The sequence below is a fragment of the Bradyrhizobium valentinum genome, from assembly GCF_001440405.1.
In the GTDB taxonomy this organism is placed as follows: Bacteria; Pseudomonadota; Alphaproteobacteria; order Rhizobiales; family Xanthobacteraceae; genus Bradyrhizobium; species Bradyrhizobium valentinum.
In genome coordinates, this window is record NZ_LLXX01000122.1 from 46,096 (window position 1) to 65,329 (window position 19,234).

The 19,234-nt window shown below is 59.3% G+C and carries 23 protein-coding genes and 2 pseudogenes; 19 read left to right on the plus strand and 6 right to left on the minus strand.

Annotated elements, in window-relative coordinates; all coding sequences use genetic code 11:
• Window positions 1-634: pseudogene (locus CP49_RS47525) on the minus strand (NADP-dependent malic enzyme); the annotation flags it as partial.
• Window positions 635-782: 148 nt separating this feature from the next.
• The gene (locus CP49_RS20740) at window positions 783-1,100 is read right to left on the minus strand and encodes a SufE family protein (RefSeq protein ID WP_057852066.1); all 318 of its coding nucleotides are present in this window, start codon (window positions 1,098-1,100) and stop codon (window positions 783-785) included.
• Between the two features lie 268 nt (window positions 1,101-1,368).
• Here CP49_RS20740 and nifD point away from each other — a divergent pair, with 268 nt between their 5' ends.
• The 8 genes from nifD (at window position 1,369) to fdxB (ending at window position 9,076) form a co-directional block, all read left to right on the plus strand.
• Entirely contained in the window at window positions 1,369-2,871 is a 1,503-nt protein-coding gene (gene nifD / locus CP49_RS20745; protein ID WP_057852097.1) for a nitrogenase molybdenum-iron protein alpha chain, read from the plus strand.
• A gap of 70 nt (window positions 2,872-2,941) precedes the next feature.
• The gene (nifK, locus tag CP49_RS20750; RefSeq protein WP_057852067.1) at window positions 2,942-4,501 is read left to right on the plus strand and encodes a nitrogenase molybdenum-iron protein subunit beta; all 1,560 of its coding nucleotides are present in this window, start codon (window positions 2,942-2,944) and stop codon (window positions 4,499-4,501) included.
• 98 nt (window positions 4,502-4,599) lie between these two features.
• Window positions 4,600-6,264: a nitrogenase iron-molybdenum cofactor biosynthesis protein NifE gene (gene nifE / locus CP49_RS20755; protein WP_057852068.1), complete on the plus strand. Its 1,665-nt coding sequence runs from the start codon at window positions 4,600-4,602 to the stop codon at window positions 6,262-6,264.
• 9 nt (window positions 6,265-6,273) lie between these two features.
• On the plus strand, window positions 6,274-7,680 hold the full coding sequence (nifN, locus tag CP49_RS20760) for a nitrogenase iron-molybdenum cofactor biosynthesis protein NifN (protein WP_057852069.1): 1,407 nt from the start codon (window positions 6,274-6,276) through the stop codon (window positions 7,678-7,680).
• Window positions 7,677-8,072 carry a nitrogen fixation protein NifX gene (gene nifX, locus CP49_RS20765; protein WP_057846606.1) on the plus strand — a complete coding sequence of 132 codons (396 nt, stop codon included), beginning with the start codon at window positions 7,677-7,679 and terminating at the stop codon, window positions 8,070-8,072. Before nifN ends, nifX begins: the two co-directional genes overlap by 4 nt.
• 7 nt (window positions 8,073-8,079) lie before the next feature.
• Window positions 8,080-8,550 carry a NifX-associated nitrogen fixation protein gene (locus tag CP49_RS20770; RefSeq protein WP_057846605.1) on the plus strand — a complete coding sequence of 157 codons (471 nt, stop codon included), beginning with the start codon at window positions 8,080-8,082 and terminating at the stop codon, window positions 8,548-8,550.
• 9 nt (window positions 8,551-8,559) lie between these two features.
• Complete coding sequence (locus CP49_RS20775; protein WP_057852070.1) at window positions 8,560-8,760, plus strand: CCE_0567 family metalloprotein; 201 nt, start codon at window positions 8,560-8,562, stop codon at window positions 8,758-8,760.
• Window positions 8,761-8,776: 16 nt separating this feature from the next.
• Window positions 8,777-9,076, plus strand: coding sequence for a ferredoxin III, nif-specific (fdxB, locus tag CP49_RS20780; protein ID WP_057852071.1), 300 nt, complete (start codon window positions 8,777-8,779; stop codon window positions 9,074-9,076).
• 737 nt (window positions 9,077-9,813) lie between these two features.
• On the opposite strand, the gene CP49_RS48685 is transcribed toward fdxB, so the two are convergent.
• The 3 genes from CP49_RS48685 to CP49_RS20795 all read right to left on the minus strand — a co-directional run bounded on the left by CP49_RS48685 (window position 9,814) and on the right by CP49_RS20795 (window position 12,319).
• Window positions 9,814-10,491 (minus strand): GntR family transcriptional regulator, encoded by a 678-nt coding sequence (locus CP49_RS48685; protein WP_156438547.1) that lies wholly within the window; start codon window positions 10,489-10,491, stop codon window positions 9,814-9,816.
• A gap of 251 nt (window positions 10,492-10,742) precedes the next feature.
• Entirely contained in the window at window positions 10,743-12,068 is a 1,326-nt protein-coding gene (locus tag CP49_RS20790; RefSeq protein ID WP_057852072.1) for a type II toxin-antitoxin system HipA family toxin, read from the minus strand.
• Entirely contained in the window at window positions 12,068-12,319 is a 252-nt protein-coding gene (locus CP49_RS20795; RefSeq protein ID WP_057852073.1) for a helix-turn-helix domain-containing protein, read from the minus strand. Before CP49_RS20795 ends, CP49_RS20790 begins: the two co-directional genes overlap by 1 nt.
• 214 nt (window positions 12,320-12,533) lie before the next feature.
• Between CP49_RS20795 and CP49_RS46160 the strand changes: the two genes are divergently transcribed.
• The 7 genes from CP49_RS46160 (at window position 12,534) to CP49_RS20830 (ending at window position 16,537) form a co-directional block, all read left to right on the plus strand.
• Window positions 12,534-12,755 (plus strand): hypothetical protein, encoded by a 222-nt coding sequence (locus tag CP49_RS46160; RefSeq protein ID WP_197423167.1) that lies wholly within the window; start codon window positions 12,534-12,536, stop codon window positions 12,753-12,755.
• 99 nt (window positions 12,756-12,854) lie between these two features.
• Complete coding sequence (locus CP49_RS20805) at window positions 12,855-13,337, plus strand: Wadjet anti-phage system protein JetA family protein (protein WP_245310779.1); 483 nt, start codon at window positions 12,855-12,857, stop codon at window positions 13,335-13,337.
• A 451-nt stretch (window positions 13,338-13,788) separates the two neighbouring features.
• A complete protein-coding gene (locus CP49_RS20810; RefSeq protein ID WP_057852075.1) occupies window positions 13,789-14,082 on the plus strand; it encodes a DUF4258 domain-containing protein in 294 nt (97 codons plus the stop codon).
• 16 nt (window positions 14,083-14,098) lie between these two features.
• The gene (locus CP49_RS20815; RefSeq protein ID WP_082646124.1) at window positions 14,099-14,629 is read left to right on the plus strand and encodes a type II TA system antitoxin MqsA family protein; all 531 of its coding nucleotides are present in this window, start codon (window positions 14,099-14,101) and stop codon (window positions 14,627-14,629) included.
• A 347-nt stretch (window positions 14,630-14,976) separates the two neighbouring features.
• Window positions 14,977-15,237, plus strand: a complete 261-nt coding sequence (locus CP49_RS20820) for a hypothetical protein (RefSeq protein WP_057852077.1) — start codon at window positions 14,977-14,979, stop codon at window positions 15,235-15,237.
• Between the two features lie 104 nt (window positions 15,238-15,341).
• Window positions 15,342-15,545, plus strand: a complete 204-nt coding sequence (locus CP49_RS46165; RefSeq protein ID WP_057852078.1) for a nucleotidyl transferase AbiEii/AbiGii toxin family protein — start codon at window positions 15,342-15,344, stop codon at window positions 15,543-15,545.
• A gap of 587 nt (window positions 15,546-16,132) precedes the next feature.
• Window positions 16,133-16,537 (plus strand): Rieske (2Fe-2S) protein, encoded by a 405-nt coding sequence (locus CP49_RS20830; protein ID WP_057852079.1) that lies wholly within the window; start codon window positions 16,133-16,135, stop codon window positions 16,535-16,537.
• Between the two features lie 15 nt (window positions 16,538-16,552).
• Here CP49_RS20830 and CP49_RS20835 read toward each other — a convergent pair whose 3' ends face one another.
• On the minus strand, window positions 16,553-17,143 hold the full coding sequence (locus tag CP49_RS20835; RefSeq protein ID WP_057852080.1) for a hypothetical protein: 591 nt from the start codon (window positions 17,141-17,143) through the stop codon (window positions 16,553-16,555).
• Between CP49_RS20835 and CP49_RS20840 the strand changes: the two genes are divergently transcribed.
• From CP49_RS20840 to nifS, 4 genes and pseudogenes are all read left to right on the plus strand, one after another.
• Window positions 17,142-17,345 (plus strand): hypothetical protein, encoded by a 204-nt coding sequence (locus CP49_RS20840; protein ID WP_057852081.1) that lies wholly within the window; start codon window positions 17,142-17,144, stop codon window positions 17,343-17,345. The two genes, CP49_RS20835 and CP49_RS20840, sit on opposite strands and share 2 nt — an antisense overlap.
• 75 nt (window positions 17,346-17,420) lie before the next feature.
• Entirely contained in the window at window positions 17,421-17,741 is a 321-nt protein-coding gene (locus tag CP49_RS20845) for a HesB/IscA family protein (protein ID WP_057852082.1), read from the plus strand.
• A 92-nt stretch (window positions 17,742-17,833) separates the two neighbouring features.
• Window positions 17,834-18,037 (plus strand): annotated as a pseudogene (locus CP49_RS20850) (NifU family protein); the annotation flags it as partial.
• Between the two features lie 11 nt (window positions 18,038-18,048).
• Window positions 18,049-19,233: a cysteine desulfurase NifS gene (gene nifS, locus CP49_RS20855; protein WP_057852098.1), complete on the plus strand. Its 1,185-nt coding sequence runs from the start codon at window positions 18,049-18,051 to the stop codon at window positions 19,231-19,233.
• Window position 19,234: the final 1 nt, after the last annotated feature.

Below are 19,234 nucleotides of genomic sequence, written 5' to 3' on the forward strand. Positions count from 1 at the left end.
GCGAGACCAGGAGATTCAGGCACGCGATCGCCGCAGCGCCGGCGCCCGAACAGACGATCTTCACATCGGGCAGCTTCTTGCCGTTCAGCAACAGCGCATTGACGATGGCGGCTCCAACGATGATGGCGGTGCCATGCTGGTCGTCGTGGAACACCGGGATCTTCATGCGCTCCTTGAGCTGCGCCTCGATCTCAAAACACTCCGGTCCCTTGATATCCTCGAGATTGATGCCGCCGAAGGTCGGCTCCAGCGCCGCCACCGTCTCGACTACGCGCTCGATGGTGTCGGCGGCGATTTCGATGTCGAAGACGTCGATCCCTGCGAATTTTTTGAACAGGACCGCCTTGCCCTCCATGACGGGCTTGGACGCCAGCGGGCCGATGTTGCCGAGGCCGAGCACGGCGCTGCCGTTACTGACCACGGCGACCAAATTGCCACGCGCCGTCAGCGAGGCGGCCTCAGCGGGGTCTTTGGCGATTTCGGTGCAGGCGGCGGCAACGCCGGGCGAATAAGCGAGCGCAAGGTCGCGCTGGTTGACGAGCGGCTTGATCGCCTGGATTTCGAGCTTACCGGGTCGTGGCAGCCGGTGATAAGCCAGCGCCGCCAAAAGGAGATCTTCAGAATGGGATGACATGCTACTCTCGCGTTTCCCTGACCCGAAGCTTCTAATTCTGTGCTAGTCTAACCGAGGTCAGTTGTCCGGTAGATGGAGCCGGATGTGAAGCACGCCGGGCAACCTGGATGCAACATCGGATCGCACCCCATCAACAGCCCCTAGTGCGTTAAGGCGCATCAGCTAGGGCGGCCTGGGCGTCGACGCGCATGAAGACCATAGAGCGGAAATCGTACGAGCGCTGTGGCTTGAGGTGCTCAAGGCACTCGAGCAACGCCTGCGGATCGGCCGCGACGATCTCTCTGGCTGGTCGGCCCAATAGCATTGGGATCAGGATGGCGACGAGGCCAGGCGCAATGTGCGCACGACCGTCGCCAACGAGGTGAGCAGCGGTCGGGCTTCGCAACAATGGTGAACCAGACTGGCTGACGCAGCCTTGCAGCTGGGGCGCCTCGTCACGTGCGATTTCCGGCAGCGGGCCCGCCAAGTATCGCAATGTTCTCGCGGCCTTGTGGGGCAATGCGGTGCAATATTACGCGCGCCCGCCCTTGTTTTATTTCGAACAGGATCAAACGAGCACGTCTGTCGACACGCTCCATGTCGGGTTTGCAACAACGGTCCGGTTACCCGCGCGAACGTGGCTATCTACTTTCAACTGCGCTGATTTTTGCGCTTACGCCGCGGCTGGCACGGTCGTTGCAAAACTCTTGGCCGAGAGCCGCCGTAGCAACAGGAAACCTTTGAAGGATATCAGCATGAGTCTAGCCCCGACCCAGAGCGTCGCAGAAATCAAAGCCCGCAACAAAGAGCTGATTCAGGAGGTGCTGAAGGTCTATCCGGAGAAGACCGCAAAACGGCGCGCCAAGCACCTCAATGTTCACGAGGTCGGCAAGTCGGACTGCGGAGTCAAGTCCAACCTCAAATCCATCCCCGGCGTGATGACGATCCGCGGCTGCGCCTACGCAGGCTCCAAAGGTGTGGTCTGGGGACCGATCAAGGACATGATCCATATCAGCCATGGTCCGGTCGGCTGTGGACAGTACTCGTGGGGCTCGCGGCGTAACTATTACGTCGGCACGACAGGCATCGATAGTTTCGTGACCTTGCAGTTCACATCCGACTTCCAGGAAAAGGATATCGTGTTCGGCGGCGACAAGAAGCTCGTCAAAGTCATTGACGAGATCCAGGAGCTGTTCCCGCTCAACAACGGCATCACCATCCAATCGGAATGCCCGATCGGCCTGATCGGCGACGACATCGAGGCGGTCTCCAGGGCGAAGTCGAAGGAATATGGGGGCAAGACCATCGTGCCGGTCCGCTGCGAGGGTTTCCGCGGCGTGTCACAATCGCTCGGTCACCATATTGCCAACGACGCGGTGCGCGATTGGGTGTTCGACAAGGTCACGCCCGAGAGCAAGCCGACGTTCGAGCCGACGCCCTATGATGTCGCGATCATCGGCGACTACAATATCGGCGGCGACGCGTGGTCATCCCGAATCCTGCTGGAGGAAATGGGCCTGCGCGTTATCGCGCAGTGGTCCGGCGACGGTTCCCTGGCCGAGCTCGAGGCAACGCCAAAGGCGAAGCTTAACGTGCTGCATTGCTACCGCTCGATGAACTACATCTCGCGGCACATGGAGGAGAAGTTTGGCATTCCCTGGTGCGAATACAACTTCTTCGGGCCCTCTAAGATCGTGGAGTCGCTGCGCAAGATCGCCGGCTATTTCGACGACAAGATCAAGGAGGGTGCCGAGCGGGTGATTGCAAAATATCAGCCGCTGGTGGACGCGGTGATCGCTAAGTATCGCCCGCGCCTGGAAGGCAAGAGCGTGATGCTGTTCGTTGGCGGACTGCGTCCGCGCCACGTGATCGGCGCCTATGAAGATCTCGGCATGGAGGTCGTCGGCACCGGCTACGAGTTCGGCCACAATGATGACTACCAACGCACCGCCCAGCACTATGTCAAGGATGGCACGTTGATCTACGACGACGTTACCGGCTACGAGTTCGAACGCTTCGTCGAGAAGGTCCAGCCTGACCTGGTCGGCTCGGGCATCAAGGAAAAATATGTCTTCCAGAAGATGGGCGTGCCGTTCCGCCAAATGCATTCCTGGGACTATTCGGGTCCGTATCATGGCTATGATGGATTTGCGATCTTCGCGCGCGACATGGACATGGCCATCAACTCACCGATCTGGAAGAAGACCAAGGCGCCGTGGAAGGACGTCCCGAAGCCGAAGCTGTTGGCTGCCGAATAACTCGAGTGGCCCGCCTCTCTGCTGAGAGCCGGAGCCGACATTAATCACGATTTTCGAAGGGATCCTACCAATGGCGCAGAGTGCAGAACACGTGCTCGATCATTTCGAGCTATTCCGCGGTCCGGAATACCAGCAGATGCTGGCCAACAAGAAGAAGATGTTCGAGAATCCCCGCGATGCCGCGGAGGTCGAACGCATTAGGGAATGGGCGAAGACGCCCGAATATCGCGAAAAGAATTTTGCGCGGGAAGCGCTGACGGTAAACCCAGCCAAGGCCTGCCAGCCGCTGGGCGCGGTGTTCGCCTCGGTTGGCTTCGAGGCCACGCTGCCCTTCGTGCACGGCTCCCAAGGCTGCGTGGCCTATTACCGCAGCCATCTGTCGCGGCACTTCAAGGAGCCAAGCTCCTGCGTCTCCTCGTCGATGACGGAGGACGCGGCGGTATTCGGCGGGCTGAACAACATGATCGATGGGCTCGCCAACAGCTATAATATGTATAAGCCCAAGATGATCGCGGTCTCCACCACCTGTATGGCGGAGGTGATCGGAGACGACCTCAACGCCTTTATCAAAACGTCCAAGGAAAAAGGCTCGGTGCCAGCTGATTTCGATGTGCCGTTTGCGCACACGCCAGCCTTCGTGGGCAGCCACGTCACCGGGTACGACAATGCGCTCAAGGGCATCCTCGAGCATTTCTGGGACGGCAAGGCGGGGACAGCCGCGAAACTCGAGCGCGCGCCCAACAAGAAGATCAACCTCATCGGCGGCTTTGACGGCTACACCGTCGGCAACATCCGCGAGATCAAGCGCATCTTCGAATTGATGGGCATCCAGTACACCATTCTTGCCGATAATTCCGATGTGTTCGATACACCGACCGACGGCGAGTTCCGGATGTATGACGGCGGCACGACTCTGGAAGACGCCGCGAACGCGGTTCACGCTAAGGCAACGATCTCGATGCAGCAGTGGTGCACGGAAAAGACGCTGCCGTTCATCGCCGCCCATGGCCAGGAGGTGGTGGCGTTCAATTATCCGGTGGGCGTGTCCGCAACGGATGAGTTTCTCATGGCGCTGTCGCGCATCAGTGGCAAGGACATTCCGGAGGGACTGGCACGAGAACGCGGCCGCTTGGTCGACGCGATGGCCGACTCCAGCGCGCATATCCACGGCAAGAAGTTCGCGATCTATGGCGATCCAGACCTCTGCTATGGGTTGGCTGCCTTCCTGCTCGAGCTTGGCGCCGAGCCGATCCATGTGCTGTCCACGAACGGCAACAAGGCCTGGGAGAAGAAAATGCAGGCGTTGTTTGGGAGCTCGCCGTTTGGGCAGAACTGCCATGCCTATCCGGCGCGAGACCTCTGGCATATGCGCTCGCTCTTGTTCACCGAGCCTGTCGACTTCCTGATTGGTAACACCTATGGCAAGTATCTGGAGCGCGACACGGGTACGCCGCTGATCCGGATCGGTTTCCCAATCTTCGATCGGCATCACCATCACCGCTCTCCGGTGTGGGGCTATCAGGGGGGCATGAACGTGCTGGTGAAGATTCTCGACAAGATCTTCGACGAGATCGACAAGAAGACCAACATTGCCGGCAAGACCGACTATAGCTTCGACATCATTCGTTGATGACGAACGGCGCGCGCCATCGCCGGCAAACGTCGGCGATGGCCTAAGCGCACGATGGACTGATCTTCGCGAACAAGCTCGGTTGAGAGGAGAGACGGATGAGTGCGCTATCGGCCACGATCCAGGAGATGTTCAACGAGCCGGGCTGCGCCAAGAACGCCAACAAGTCGGATGCCGAGCGCAAGAAGGGCTGCACCAAGCAGCTGCAGCCGGGCGGCGCCGCAGGCGGCTGCGCCTTCGACGGCGCCAAAATTGCGCTGCAGCCTTTTACCGACGTCGCCCATCTGGTGCACGGTCCGATCGCCTGCGAGGGTAATTCCTGGGACAACCGCGGTGCGGCTTCGTCTGGCGCCAGCATCTGGCGGACCGGCTTCACCACTGACATGAACGAAACCGATATAGTATTTGGGGGCGAGAAGCGTCTCTACAAGGCAATCAAAGAGATCATCAACAAGTACAACCCGTCGGCCATCTTCGTCTATCAGACCTGCGTTCCCGCCATGATCGGCGACGACATCAATGCGGTTTGCAAGGCGGCTTCGCAAAAGCTCGGCAAGCCGGTCATTCCCGTAAATTCGCCGGGCTTCGTCGGCCCCAAGAACCTAGGCAACAAGCTCGCCGGCGAGGCCTTGCTCGAGCACGTCATCGGCACGCAAGAGCCGGACTACACCACGCCCTACGACATCAACCTGATTGGCGAATACAACCTCTCCGGCGAGCTTTGGCAGGTCAAGCCGCTGCTTGACGAGCTCGGTATCCGCATCCTCTCCTGCATCTCGGGGGACGGCAAATATCGCGAAGTCGCCTCTTCGCACCGGGCGCGCGTTGCCATGATGGTATGTTCGAAGGCGATGATCAATGTCGCGCGCAAGATGGAGGAGCGTTACGGCATCCCGTTTTTCGAAGGGTCGTTCTATGGCATCCAGGATTCTAGCGATTCGCTGCGCGAAATCGCCCGGCTGTTAGTCGAGCGCGGCGCGCCTTCCGAACTGATCGAGCGCACCGAGGCGGTGATCGCACGCGAGGAGGCGCGCGCCTTGGCCGCGATCGAACGGTACAAGCCGCGGTTTGCGGGTAAGAGGGCACTTCTGATCACCGGCGGCGTCAAGTCCTGGTCCGTGGTGGCGGCGCTGCAGGAGGCAGGGCTCGAGCTGGTCGGCACCAGCGTCAAAAAATCCACCAAACAGGACAAGGAGCGCATCAAGGAGCTGATGGGGCAGGATGCCCACATGATCGAGGACATGACGCCGCGCGAGATATACAAAATGCTTAAGGACGCGAAAGCGGATATCATGCTCTCGGGTGGCAAATCGCAGTTCGTTGCGCTGAAAGCGGCGATGCCCTGGCTCGACATCAACCAGGAGCGCTGCCACGCTTATATGGGCTACATCGGTATGGTGAAGCTGGTCGAGGAGATCGACAAAGCGCTGTTCAACCCGATCTGGGAGCAGCTGCGTCGACCAGTGCCGTGGGAGGAGGTGGCCAAGAATCGGCAGACCAAGGGGATGGCGCGGATGGACGCGCAGGCCGCCGAGGTTGCCGCCGATCCGGAGACGAGCCGGCGCGCGAAAAAGGTCTGCTTCTGCAAGGAAGTCGATCTCGGAACCATCGAGGACGCAATCCGCTCGCACGGCCTGACCAGCGTCGAGGCAGTCAGACAGCACACCAACGCGTTCGGTGGCTGCTGTAAGAGGCGTATCGAGGACATCCTGGCCACCATGCCAGTGTCCTCGCCGCCTGCCATGCTGCAAGCCGCGGAATAGGACGGCGTCATGGCCATCGTCACCACGCCGAAGAAGGCCTGCGCGGTCAACCCGCTGAAGATGAGTCAGCCGATTGGCGGCGCATTCGCCTTCATGGGGCTGCGTGGGGCGATGCCGCTTCTGCACGGCTCGCAAGGGTGCACATCCTTCGGGCTCACGCTGTTCGTGCGGCATTTCAAGGAGGCGGTGCCGCTGCAGACGACTGCGATGAGCGAAGTGGCGACCGTACTCGGCGGTTATGAAAATGTCGAGAAGGCTATCCTCAACATATACAATCGTGCCAAGCCGGAGATCATCGGGATCTGCTCGACCGGAGTGACCGAAACCAATGGCGATGACGTCGACGGCTACATCAAGCTGATCCGCGAGCAGCATCCGCAGCTTGCCAAATTTCCTCTTGTCTTTGTCTCCACGCCCGATTTCAAGGACGCCTTCCAGGACGGGTGGGGAAAGACAGTGGCATGCATGGTCGAGGTACTGGTGGAGGCGCCGGCGGTCGGGGCGGAGCGTGATCCCGCGCGGGTGAATGTCCTCCCCGGATGTCACCTGACGCCGGGTGACCTCGACGAACTTAGGACGATCCTGGAGGATTTCGGCCTGAAGCCATCCTTCCTGCCTGATCTCGCGGGATCGCTGGACGGGCATATCCCGGACGAGTTTACGCCAACGACCATTGGTGGCATCGGGGTTGACGAAGTCGCGGGCATGGGCCGGTCCAGCTGGACCATTGCCATCGGTGCGCAGATGCGGCGGGCGGCAGAAGCCATGCAGGCGAAGTCTGGGGTGCCGTTTCGCTTGTTCGAGCGGCTGTGCGGCCTCATCCCCAACGATGAATTCATCGCTTTCCTGAGCGACATCAGTGGCCGCCCTGTGCCAGCAAAATATCGGCGCCAGCGCGGCCAGCTCAGCGATGCGATGCTGGACGCGCATTTCCATGTCGGCGGCCGCAAGCTCGCGATCGGTGCCGAGCCTGACCTCCTGTTCGACCTGTCCAGCATGCTTCACGAGATGGGCGCGCAGGTGACGGCGGCCGTGACGACCACGCCGTCGCCGGTGCTGGAGCGGATCGGGACCAAGGAGGTGCTGATCGGCGATCTCGAGGATCTGGAAGAGCTTGCTAGGACGAGGAATTGCGATCTGCTGATTACGCATTCGCATGGCCGCCAAGCGGCGGCGCGGCTGAAGATTCCGTTTTATCGCGCGGGATTTCCGATGTTCGATCGGATCGGCGCGGGACACCAGCTATCCGTCGGCTATCGCGGCACGCGCGATGTGATCTTCAATATCGCCAATCTCGTGATCGCCGACCGAGAGGAAAATCATCAGCCGACGCCCGATAGCTGGCGGACCTCAAGACGGCCCTTAAAGCCCGGCCGCCGTAGCTTCATCGACGCAACAGAGGGGTCGATTGCATGAAGGTCGCATTCGCTACCCAAGACTTGAGGCGCGTCGATGCGCACTTTGGCTGGGCCAAGTACATCGCGATCTATGATGTTGGGCCGGGCGGGCACGTATTTCTGAAGGCGGTTCAGTTCTACGGCGATCTCAAGGAAGACGGCAACGAGGACAAGCTCGCGCCCAAGATCGAGGCAATCAAGGATTGCGCCATTCTCTATGTCGCTGCCATCGGCGGCTCCGGTGCCGCGCGGGTAGTGGCGAACAATATACATCCCATCAAGGTGAACAAGCCCGAGAACATCCTGGTGCTGGTCGAGAAGCTTCAGCACGTGCTGAAGGGTACGCCGCCACCCTGGCTGCGCAAGGCACTGGCAAAGGACCAGGAGCGCACGCTCGATTTTGAAGAATGAGGACGACATGACTGAAGCCGCGGATATCGTGCAAACCGATCGCGCGCTCGATGCGCCATTCGTGAGGGAACTGATCAAGATCTGGCGCGCCCAGGACGTCCATGGCGCCTGGGACGGCAAGAGCGATCTCGATCTCCTCGAACCCTATATTCTGGACAAGGAGAAACGGCGCGCGCTGCCGATCGTCGGCGATCCCGATCCGGATACGGTCTGGCGGCTGGAGCTGTTCTTCAATGCGGTCGCGCTCTCGATCGAGAAGACGACCGGTGTGATGATCCAGCCGATGCTGAAGATGCACCACGAAGGCTTTGGCCGCATGGTGCTGATCGGCGGCCGGCTGATCGTGGTGAACAAGCAGCTGCGCGATGTGCATCGCTTCGGCTTCGACAATCTCGCAAAGCTCGCCGCCGAGGGTGACAAATACGTCGAAGGCGGCATCGAGATGACCCGGAAATTTCCCGACGTGGCCAACTATTGAGAGCAGCTCATGAGCGACCTTGAAATGCTGAAAGCGGAAATAAGAAAGCTGTCGGTCAAGGCGACGAAGGCCAAGATGGATCTGCACGATTTGTCGGAGGAACTTCCCGTCAACTGGACCTCGATCATGGCGGTGGCGCAGAAGGCGCATGATGCCTTTGCCGAACTCGAGCGCAAGCGCGAGGATCTCAAGGCGCTGGAAAAGGCCTAAAAAGGGGTATCCGATCATGTCATTTGCAACGCGCGACGGCCGCGACTGGACGCCGAACTACCTGATCTCAATTGATCCCAAGAAGTGCATCGGTTGTGGCCGCTGTTTCAAGGTCTGCGGTCGCGACGTCATGACGTTGAAGGGGATCAATGAGGAGGGCGATCTTGTCGATCTCGACGATGACGAAGACGGTGAGATCGAAAAGAAGATTATGGTGATGAATGACCGGGGCGCTTGTATCGGCTGCGGCGCCTGCGCCCGGGTTTGTCCGACTAACTGCCAGACCCACCAGCCCGCCGCAGCGGAAGCCGCTTGACAGCGCCTCTGTCCGCCTTTCCCGCAGGCAAGCGGGAGTTGGACGGCGAAGCTTCGCTGAAGGGACTCTCCGTGTGCTGCGCTTGGGGATAGAGCCCCTCGGCGCCTTCCATTCCCGCCAGCTTGCGGGTGCCGAGCCGACCCCAGTGTAGAATCATGCCCTCGTCGCCCACGGGTATCGAAATTCTAATCTGCGAAAATGCCGGCTCGGATGGCTCAAAATGTCTGCGCCATATGGAATCGGATATCGCCAATCCCCAATAACTTCATTCCGCTGTCGCGAACGAGCCGTTCCGTCTCTGCGTGCGCTAAAGTCAATCCGCTCGACACCTTCGCCATGCCCAGACCTTAAGTGTCCATGAATCTCAGACGTAATGATGAGAATCCAGTCTTAATTTGGCCCTGGATAGCCGCCAACCTCAGAAACTGATCCATTAGCGTTTGCCAGGAACCACGAGAGCTTAAATCTTGTCTCACCAAGATCCGTTTTGCTCCTAAAGGTCCTGCCGGTTTGTTCGGCCTCACCCACGCTCATTCCCACCCCGAGTGGCTCTTCGGCCCGTGCCGTAGGTTCCACCACACCATTCCGACCGAGACGGTAGAGGATCCAGCAACGTCGAATTCTATCGCACTTGACCCGGCTTTGGCGGCTCGGACGGAGGTTGATCTTTTGGCATGAATACCTGGCAGGAAACAGCAATGCTACCGCCTCGTACCGCATTCAGGGTAATGGTTGTGTCAGTGCTCGAATCTCGTCTGATAAAAGATGCTTTGGTCCCGATCAATACTCTCGCGCCGTGAGCGATTCTTTCTAAGGTGCTGCCGCGATGAACCCTGAATTCGGTTATCACTGGGAGGACGACTTCGTAGCTGTGATAGCTTACGGTGACGCCAGAGATAGGCCTGCAGCGCCATCCGCAGCCGTCGAGAGCCGCAAGGATCGTTGTAGGCCAATCTCGCGGGCCGCCGTGTCATTGCAGCGACCGCGGCTCTTTTCCAGGCGAGCACGGGGAAATCCGAAGGTGAGAGGTCACCATACCGAAAATTTGCGAGGAGGTTGCGAGGTTGCTCCTCCGAGCGCGGCGCGACCTGTCTCAAACGCTCACCGTAGCCCGACAGTCGCACCTTCCGTGACAATGGCCGCCACGTCGCGCGCACGCGCCCCCTCTCGACAACAGCTTGTGCAACGCGCGGTCGTGCGCCATGGCGGATCTCAATGAAGCCTTCCGCCGCGAGTTGCTCATAGGCGATCGTCACCGTACCGCGAGACACGCCGAGTTTCCCGGCGAGGGCGCGGGACGACGGCAGCAGCCCATCGGCGCCGTACACGCGCCCCAGGATCTGATCCCTCGCTTCGATCTGACGCGCTCCCATTCGCGGCGTGCGGTGCCTAGGGGGCGTCTTCATCTGGGCCATCAAAAGTTCGCATAACTACGCTTGCTTGATAAGCCACTCTCTAGCTATTCGGGTTGAATGCCAAGCTGTTCTGAGGAGTTAGCGGCGCAGGCAACCCAGGGCGCTATTCCGGGCGTTGCCGCAGAATCCAATCCAGCAGGTCTTCGTTTCGGCGACCACTTCGTGCGTGCTGGTCAACGGCGGCTGGTGCGGACGCAAGCGCCATACGGCGCAAATGCAGTTCGCCCCGGTCGCAAACCGTAATCTTTCTGTTAGTGCACTTTCAATGAACTCAGACGCTGCATAGCCGCGGTTTTCACCGAATTATGGATTGCCTCGGGAAAGCCCTCTGGCAGCTCGCTTTCAATTTTGCCGAGCGCAGCTTCAGCGGTAAGGGCGACACGTTCGATTGATTCCTGAACAAGCTTTTTCGGTACGCCCGCCGCTTCGCCTGTCTGCAAGAAATGCCGGCCGTCTACTTCGGCAATCCTGTAGTGATTGTTTGTCCCTACCGACATTGCGAGCTTCATCTGCTTGCGCTGAATTTGACCGGTGTCCAGGCTCGGCTGTGCCGTGAGCACGTCGTAAAGCGGTGTCAGATGGTAGCGGCCGCCAGACGTGATGAAGATGCTGAAATTCTTCGCATGGCCATCGGTCGCGCCAATCAGCCAAAAGAAGATTTGCGCTCTGAGCAGCATCGCCTGATCATCAGCGGGCGTGTCGCTGCCTTTGAGCAGGTCAAGAAGCTTCACCATGCCAGGACCGCCATCGCTCTGGTATTTGTGCGTCGGCGGGACCGACAGGGCCTGACAGCAGTCCTCCTGCGGCAGGCGGAGCAGGCGGCCATCCTTCGTCCACCGCCGGTCGAAGCGCTCGATGACGAGCGCCGTGGTCTTACCGAAAGTCGCAATCTCGGCATGGTTCACCGGCAGGCCGGAGGCGGCGGCAAGTCTCAGACAGTAGTATTCATTCTCGACGCTGTTCGAAAGGTCGATGCCGTTGGGCAGCTCCCCGATCTGCGTCTTGAAAATATGGGTCGTCGGCGTGGTGCCGTGCGGCTTGAGCCACTTGCCGCCGTGCCGCAGCAGCGCCGTTTTCTCCCGCGCTCCTGCCACGGAAATCCGGAAATGATCGTCGCGCGTAAGCCCGAGCGGAGTCTGGGCAAGCCCGTTGAGGAGCTTTTCTATCGCTTCGTCATCGACGGCATCGCCGGCGATGGTGCGACCATCACCATGGTGATCATCATCATGATGATCATCATCGTCGGCGACGAATTGCAGGGCGCCGACGCAGTCCCTGCCGATGGCAGCGAGCAGGCTGTAGGCGTCGGTCCCGGCAGCGCCGACCCTTTGCGCTACCCGGCGACGGAGCGCGTCGGAGTCGGGTAGCAGATTGTCGAAGACGGCCGTGATGGCTTCGCCGCGGAAGGCATCCTCCCGCAGCGGCAGCGAGAGCGAGACGGGCAGGGCATGTTCCCATCCGAGCCAGTCAGCCTCATACCGGAATTCAATAGCGCCAGTCGCCGCCTTGCTCATCAGGCCGACGAGGCGGTTGTTGAGGAGCACGCGCAGCGGCTCATGGCGGCGACGCCGGGGCATCAGAAAATGTCCTCAAGGTCGGCGGCTGTGCCTTTGGTGCGCGGGACGATCCGGAACTCAAGGTCTAGGGCCGCGAGTACCGCAAGGATGGTTTCAAGCTTGGCTGCCGGATTGCCAGTTTCGATGAGCGAGATTGTCTCCTGCCGCAGGCCCGCCCGCGCGCCGACCTGCGACTGGCTGAGCCCCCGCTTCTTACGAGTGCGGCGGATCAGGTTGCCGATCTGGTTCGGTGTGCGGGCAAGGCCGGTCATTTCTTACTCCGACCCAGTATGCGCTAAATCCGATAAAAGCGCAATATAGCAAATGGCGCATAAATGGACATTATGCGTTGAACTGCATAAAACACGTTTATCGGAATTAAGGCTATGACTTCCCTTACAGCGATCGCGTTAGCCACTTTACGCCGGAATGGAAGCGGCAATCAGGGAGCACCTTGAGCGCCTTGCTAGAGGCGAGAGGGTGCCGATGATTGCTATCGGATGTTTTACCGAGATTCAGTTCGCTGCGATCAATGAGGGGCGAGCTGCAATGGAATTACATGTCTTGGAGCAAAACGAGATTCTATTCATGGGTAGGCATTTGTATGCCAGCCGCTCTAAAGATGGCTACCAAATAGATGACATCGTTAAGCTGATCATGAGTGCGCTTTGCGACGACGCGATAGCTCACTTGGGCTGCCGGACGTGATCTCGGCGGGCCGCCGCCGGATCCGTAAAGCCGACCCTCGCTTTCGCATCCGAGAAAGGCGACCAGGCGCTCGGCTCGGCCCGACAACTCTACTCGCGTCTGGTCGATTGGGGCGGGCTCGAGGAAGAGGAATACGGCCTGCGGGTCACCGTCGACATGGCGATGCTGGTGATCCAGCGACAGGCGAGCCTGAACAAGGACCTCTCCCAAAGATTCGGCGGCCTGATCGTCCAGATTCCTCTGAACCTCGAGGCGATGGAGAAGCTCACGCCCGAGGTGACCGATCGCAAGCAGCGCGAAGCCGCGCTCGCGGTGCGTGGGGCGCGCAACCAGGCCGACCAGTTCACCAAGAGCCTTCGGGCGATCCTCGCCGACCTCAAGCGGATCAGGCGGACGGTCATGGAGTCGAAGACGCTCGGCACCCGCCTGGAGGCCTTCTTCGAGGAGTTCGTCGATCAGCTCCCGCTGAAGGATTTCGAGTCCATCCTGACGGTGAACCATCCCTACCGTTTCCGCGACGCCATCGTCGACCTGGCGCTCAGGATCTCCTACACGCCGGACACCCTTGTTTTGAAGCTCTAAAAATTAAAGTTATGCCTGCAGCACAATGGTTTCTTGAATTTCGTGCCAACTGATCTTTCGGAATTTGTATGGAATTTTTGCGGACGGTTAACCGTTTCTTAACGGGACAGTTCGGCCGATAGGCCGCCAAGCCAATAGGAAGCACGCCAGTGCGTCGGCCGCCGCCGGGCGTTTCACGAGACGGGCGCGGCTGGCCCGCCTTGGCGTCGGCCGTCAGCGCTGCCGCCGTGCATGGAACGGATTTCGCCCGAAAATATTGAACCTAAGGGTCAAGAAAACTTGACCTATTGTCAACCAATTTGACGGCCATATATCCAGATATGTTGCTGAAGTGCCACATTTTGCCTGTTAGATGCCCACTGGCATTCTGGGTAAGCTGGACGAATAACTTGACATTAGATCAACTGAAGCCCATGGAACGCGCGATCAACAACAGCTATGGCATTCGCCGATGGCATTTGAGAACGAGGCCGGTCGCCTGCGTAGAATCGCGCGGCGAGGGACGATCTTCTTCACGAACCACGCTGAGATTGAGCGCAAGAAAGATGGCATCGAAAAACTCGATGTCATCAACGTGCTTGGGCGATGTACGGTATCATTGGTGGAGGTGAACAAAGAAAACGGAGAAGAAGAATGGAGGGCAGAAGGGACTGATAACGACGGGAGGAAAATAACGGCTGTAGTCGTGGCTTACGAGGATGTCGCAGAGGTGAAGATCGTCACGACTTGGGCGAACAAGAAATGAGTGAAAGGGCTGTCAGATGCGTTGCAAATGCAAGAATGGATTGATGGAGAGAAGTGTGAAGCCAGAGCACGTTGAAGACTTGGGCGGTTTGGTCGTCAAGGTCTTGAATGCTGTTGTCGTGCAGCGCTGCTCTGCTTGCGGCGACGAAATGATTGGCATACCGGACGTCCAGGGATTGACCCGCGCTGCTGCAATGGCGCGCGCCCAGATTCCTGAGCGTTTGACTGGTAAAGAAGTGAGGTTTATCCGGCGCGCGCTGGACATGAAGCAAACCGATTTTGCGGCAGCAATGGACCTGTCCGCAGAACATGTGTCCCGTTGGGAGAATGACCATAATGGGGTTGGCGGCGCTAGCGAAAAGCTTGTGCGCCACAACGTCTGTGCGTTGCTGAGTGATGGCGCGTGCGAGTACGACCCTAAAGCCATTGCGAGTATGGTTTTTGTGCCGTTTCCCGAAGGGGGAATTGCACCGATTGAAATGGTCCGCGTGCGGACCACGCACCGTACAAATGAAGAAGACGACACGATGTGGAGTGAGGCCGCTTAATTGCGGCCTCTCTCCATAAGCGTAAACTTGCGCCGCAAGAGGCAGTTAACTTCGGTAAGCGCCCCATCCCAAGCGACTGTCGCGGCGTGCTGCTGCGGCTAGGCGACGCGGCACGCGCTCTATCGACCTCGAAGCCCCGCAACCATGCCGGGCTTTTTGCTGTATAGTCGCGTTTAACGGGGAATTCGCGGAATGACTTTCGACCCAATAGAAGCAATCAGCTCGTTGGCGGAATTGGCGGCATACTGTCAACGGCATTCCTGATCTATGACCGGCTTTACAAATCGCAGCCGACGATTTTCTTTCAGCCTCACGACGCGACGGCGTGCCTCGTCATCAAGAACACCATGACGGAAACCCTGTTCATCGACGCAATCGACGTGTCACCACGCAAATTAAGCTTCGCATTTGGCGACGACCTTCATTCAACCATCGAAGCCGTCGTCGGCGCAGCATATGACAGCGGCCCCGACCGGAATTCCCTTATCATCGGCCCGCTTTCCGAACGCTATTGCCGGCTCGTCAAACTGACCGGCTTCGATGAATTGCCGCCAGAGACTTCACGATTCGATGCGCGTGGCGAAACACCCGACGGCCTTCCTACATGAAACAAACGGTTAAGGTTTCCACGACAGCGGGCGACCTCACCCGACTTCACAACGACGCAAAGAGGGATTGATGCGATGGCGGATGCTTCAGGTCGGCTTCCATCATGCCGCGCCTTTCAGTCGACATCGACCTCACGTACCTGCCGGTCAAGCCGCGCGAAGAATCTTTAACAGAGATCGACGCGGTGAGACGCAAGTTGTGGAGGGGCGATCTTTACGCAGGTAAGTTGTTGCAGCGCTCGATCGTCAGCATCCGCGCGATTTATTCGGTGTCCGCGACCTGCTGGGAAATAAGGTATCAGCGATGATCTGCGCACTGCCTTCATTGTCTACATGCTCAGCCATAATCTCCCAATGGCATGAAGTGCTAGGCGGAGCGAAAAGGATATCAGCCAGGAATTTGTGCGCTGCTTCGAAGGTATGACTGCCAAGTCCGTTTCGCGAGATGAGCCGCTGGCCGTACGCAAAACTCTGTCGCGGAGATTGTCGGCAACATGCCAGACAGGCATCGGAAATTCCTGATTTCATTGAGCGCGGCGATGCTGAATGAGATTTGCTCGGGGCGTTCCCGGTGCCCGCGATTTGCCGGCCGTCAAATGGCGAATGCAGAACCTTGACAGCCTGCCAGCTGAAAAGAGCGCCGCGCTGGATCTTGAGAAGGTCCTGAGCGAATAACAGAAACCACGCGCGCGGCCAGATGGCTCTGGATCTGCTGCGATCCGATTCCTGAACAGCCAAGCGGTGCCTGATCCCACCAAGCTCGTTGGTCCGATGATCGAGCGGCTTCTCGTTTGCGACGGCGCGCGCCGGACTCCCAAGAAGGTGAGGCGATCCGGTACTTTGCGCGATTTTTGCAAGGCTGATCGCAGGATGATCAATTGATGGTTCTCTTGTCATGAACGAGCGGCGGACGCAGCCGAATATCGCCTATGCAATCTGCGGCTTCAACGATATTCCAAGCCAGCGCGCCATGGGCTTCCACCTCATGATCGTCGACGAAGACGGCAGCCACAGGCCGTGGCCCATTGTCGTGGTGCGCTGGGGCAAGCGGGTGTTTGCCTATCTTAACAAATGCCCGCACAATGGCGTCAATCTGGACTGGGAATGCAACCAGTTTTTCGATCCACGCGGCATCCGGCTGATGTGCGGCAAGCACGGCTCGACCTTCGAGCTCGGCACCGGCCGCTGTGTGGACGGCCGGTGCAAGGGCAGCAGTCTCACGCCGGTCTCGTTGACGGTGCTGGACGGCGATATCTGCGTTACCGGCGTTCGGCTTGTCGAGGAGGATTCCTCTGGCTAAAGCTAAAGCCGGCGCTCAGACCGGCCGGTTCTCGTTACGGTTTCTCACAGGTTCCATCCTCTTCAGCCCGTCTTCGAAAGAGATCTCATCATAGGACGCATCGAGATCCTTGGTTGCGTCGAGCAGGTAGTCGAGCTTGCCGGGCGCGTCGAGCTTCTTGATGTCATTCTTGTCGACCCCGGCCAGGTACATCATTTCCTTCCAAACGGTGGATTCATCGCACGGCAGCACGTTGAAGGTGATACCACCGAGCTTGATTCGGTATTTCGCCAACAGGTCTATGTTGTTGCAAAACATGAAGTAGCTGCCATCAGGGCTTAGCGCGCCGTCAAGAACGTTTGCGACATCAGCAAGATAAGCGAAGCAGTGCAGATAGCCGGCCAGCACCGGAATGCTCCTTTCGCCTTCCTGCACGACCGTCAGTACCTGCTCGATCGAATAGTGGGGCGGCCGCTTCTCGTCCGCGACCTGGGCCTGGAATTTTAGGGCGATATCGCCGCGAAAGCCGAACCGGCCCTGCTTGGTGGTCCCGCCTTTGAATATGGCATTGAGCAGGCGCCCCTCCTTCTCGAACCGGCCTAGCGCGGTGTTCTCGATTGCAGTCATGAAAAATCATCCCTCGATCCAAGACAATCGCCGGACACTCCGGCGGCGGGAGACGCAATGCAAATTGTTTGCCGCCGCGTTCGTAACGCTCATCGGCGAAATCCATAAAGAAGACACGCAAAGCCGCCGCAATCCCTCGAAGACCTTTGTCAGCAACCCTACACGCGTCGCAAAGCCAACAGGCGCGATTTCGAAAAGGTGAGCAATGTCAAGCTCGGGCGCGCTGGCATGCGACTTGCCAATTCCCATGCAAACGACCCAGGCAAAAAGGATAGCCATGATCAATCTGACGGATAGCGCAGTGAATGCGGTCAAGAGCACGATTTCAGCATCGGCGCAGCCGGCAAGCGGCCTGCGCATCATGGTCGAGGCCAGTGGCTGCGCCGGGTTCAAATACCGGTTGAGCCTGGCCGACGAGGCTAAGCCTGACGACACCGTGATCGAGCGCGACGGTGTCAAGGTGTTCGTAGACAACAAGAGCCATGACCACCTCGCCGGCACGACCATCGATTTCGTGGTGGCGCTCGAGGGCTCGGGCTTCACCTTCGACAACCCGAACGCCAAATCGAGCTGCTCTTGCGGCAAATCCTTCAGCTGATGACAAGAGAAATCGAAGCATGCCGGTCGAACCGGAACAACTGAAGCAACCGCCGAGCATTGAGACCGGTCGGGAGCAACTACGGCGCGAACCAGCCGAATCTGCAACGCGACGGCGGCGACTGTCAGCTGGTCGGGATCGAGGGGAGCAAGATCATGGTCAAGCTGACTGGTGCCTGCGTATTCTGCAAGCTTTCAAGCGCGACGCTAGAAGGCATTCAGGCGCGGCTGGTCGAAAGGCTCGGCGACTTCGTTCGCCTGATCCCGGTCGCCGGCGCCGCCAATGCGCGGCATTGAAGGAGGCGTTTGTGCCGATCTATCTCGACAACAATGCGACCACGCGGACAGATCCGTGTGTCTTGCAAGCCATGTTGCCGTTCCTCACGGAGCAGTTCGGCAATGCCTCGTCCACCCATACCTTCGGCAGCGAGATCGCGGGCGCGGTGGGGGAGGCGCGCCGCAGCCTGCAGGGTTTGCTGGGGGCCGCCCACGATCATGAGATCGTCTTCACCTCCGGCGGGACCGAGTCCAACAACGCCGCCATCCTTTCCGCGCTTACGACCCAGGAAGGGCGCGACGAGATCGTCACCACCTCCGTCGAGCATTCCGCCATCCTCACGCTGGTCGAGCAATTGGCGACAAGGGGCATCAAGACGCACGTGATCCCGGTGGATTCGCGCGGACGGCTCGACGTCGAGGCCTTTCGCTGGGCGCTTGGACCACGCACGGCGATTGCGTCGGTTATGTGGGCCAACAACGAGACCGGCACGATTTTCCCGGTGGAGTTTCTGGCCGGGTTAGCGCGTGCGGCAGGCGCGCTGTTTCACACTGATGCCGTGCAGGCCATAGGCAGGGTGCCCATCGACCTGAAGGACAATGCTATCGACATGCTATCGCTGTCCGCGCACAAGCTGCACGGCCCCAAGGGGACCGGCGCGCTCTTTTTACGCCAAGGCACAAATTTCAGACCGCTGATCTGGGGCGGGGCACAGGAACGAAGGCGCCGCGGCGGAACCGAGAACATCCCCGGCATCGTCGGTCTTGGAAAAGCTGCAGAGCTTGCGGCGGAGCGGCTCGAGCCGGATCGCGTTCGCATTGGTGGGTTGCGCGATCGCCTGGAGCAGGCGATTTTGCACAACGGCCACTGCATGGCGCTCGGCGATGTCAGCAACCGGCTGCCGAACACGGCCAACATTGCCTTCGAGGATCTCGAAGGCGAAGCAATCGTCCACCATCTCAATCGCGCGGGCATTGCTGCTTCGCTGGGATCAGCTTGCAGGTCGTGCTCAATGGACCCGTCGCACGTGCTGCGCGCCATGAACGTGCCGGCGAGGAGCCTGCGCGGCGCGGTGCGCTTTTCCTTATCGCATGAAACCACCGTCGAAGAAGTCGATCAGGTCGTCCGCGTACTGTCCGGCATCGTGGCTCACCTGCGCGCCATGTCACGAGAGCATCCCAATCCCACCAGCAATTCGCCCCGATACACGAGTTGAT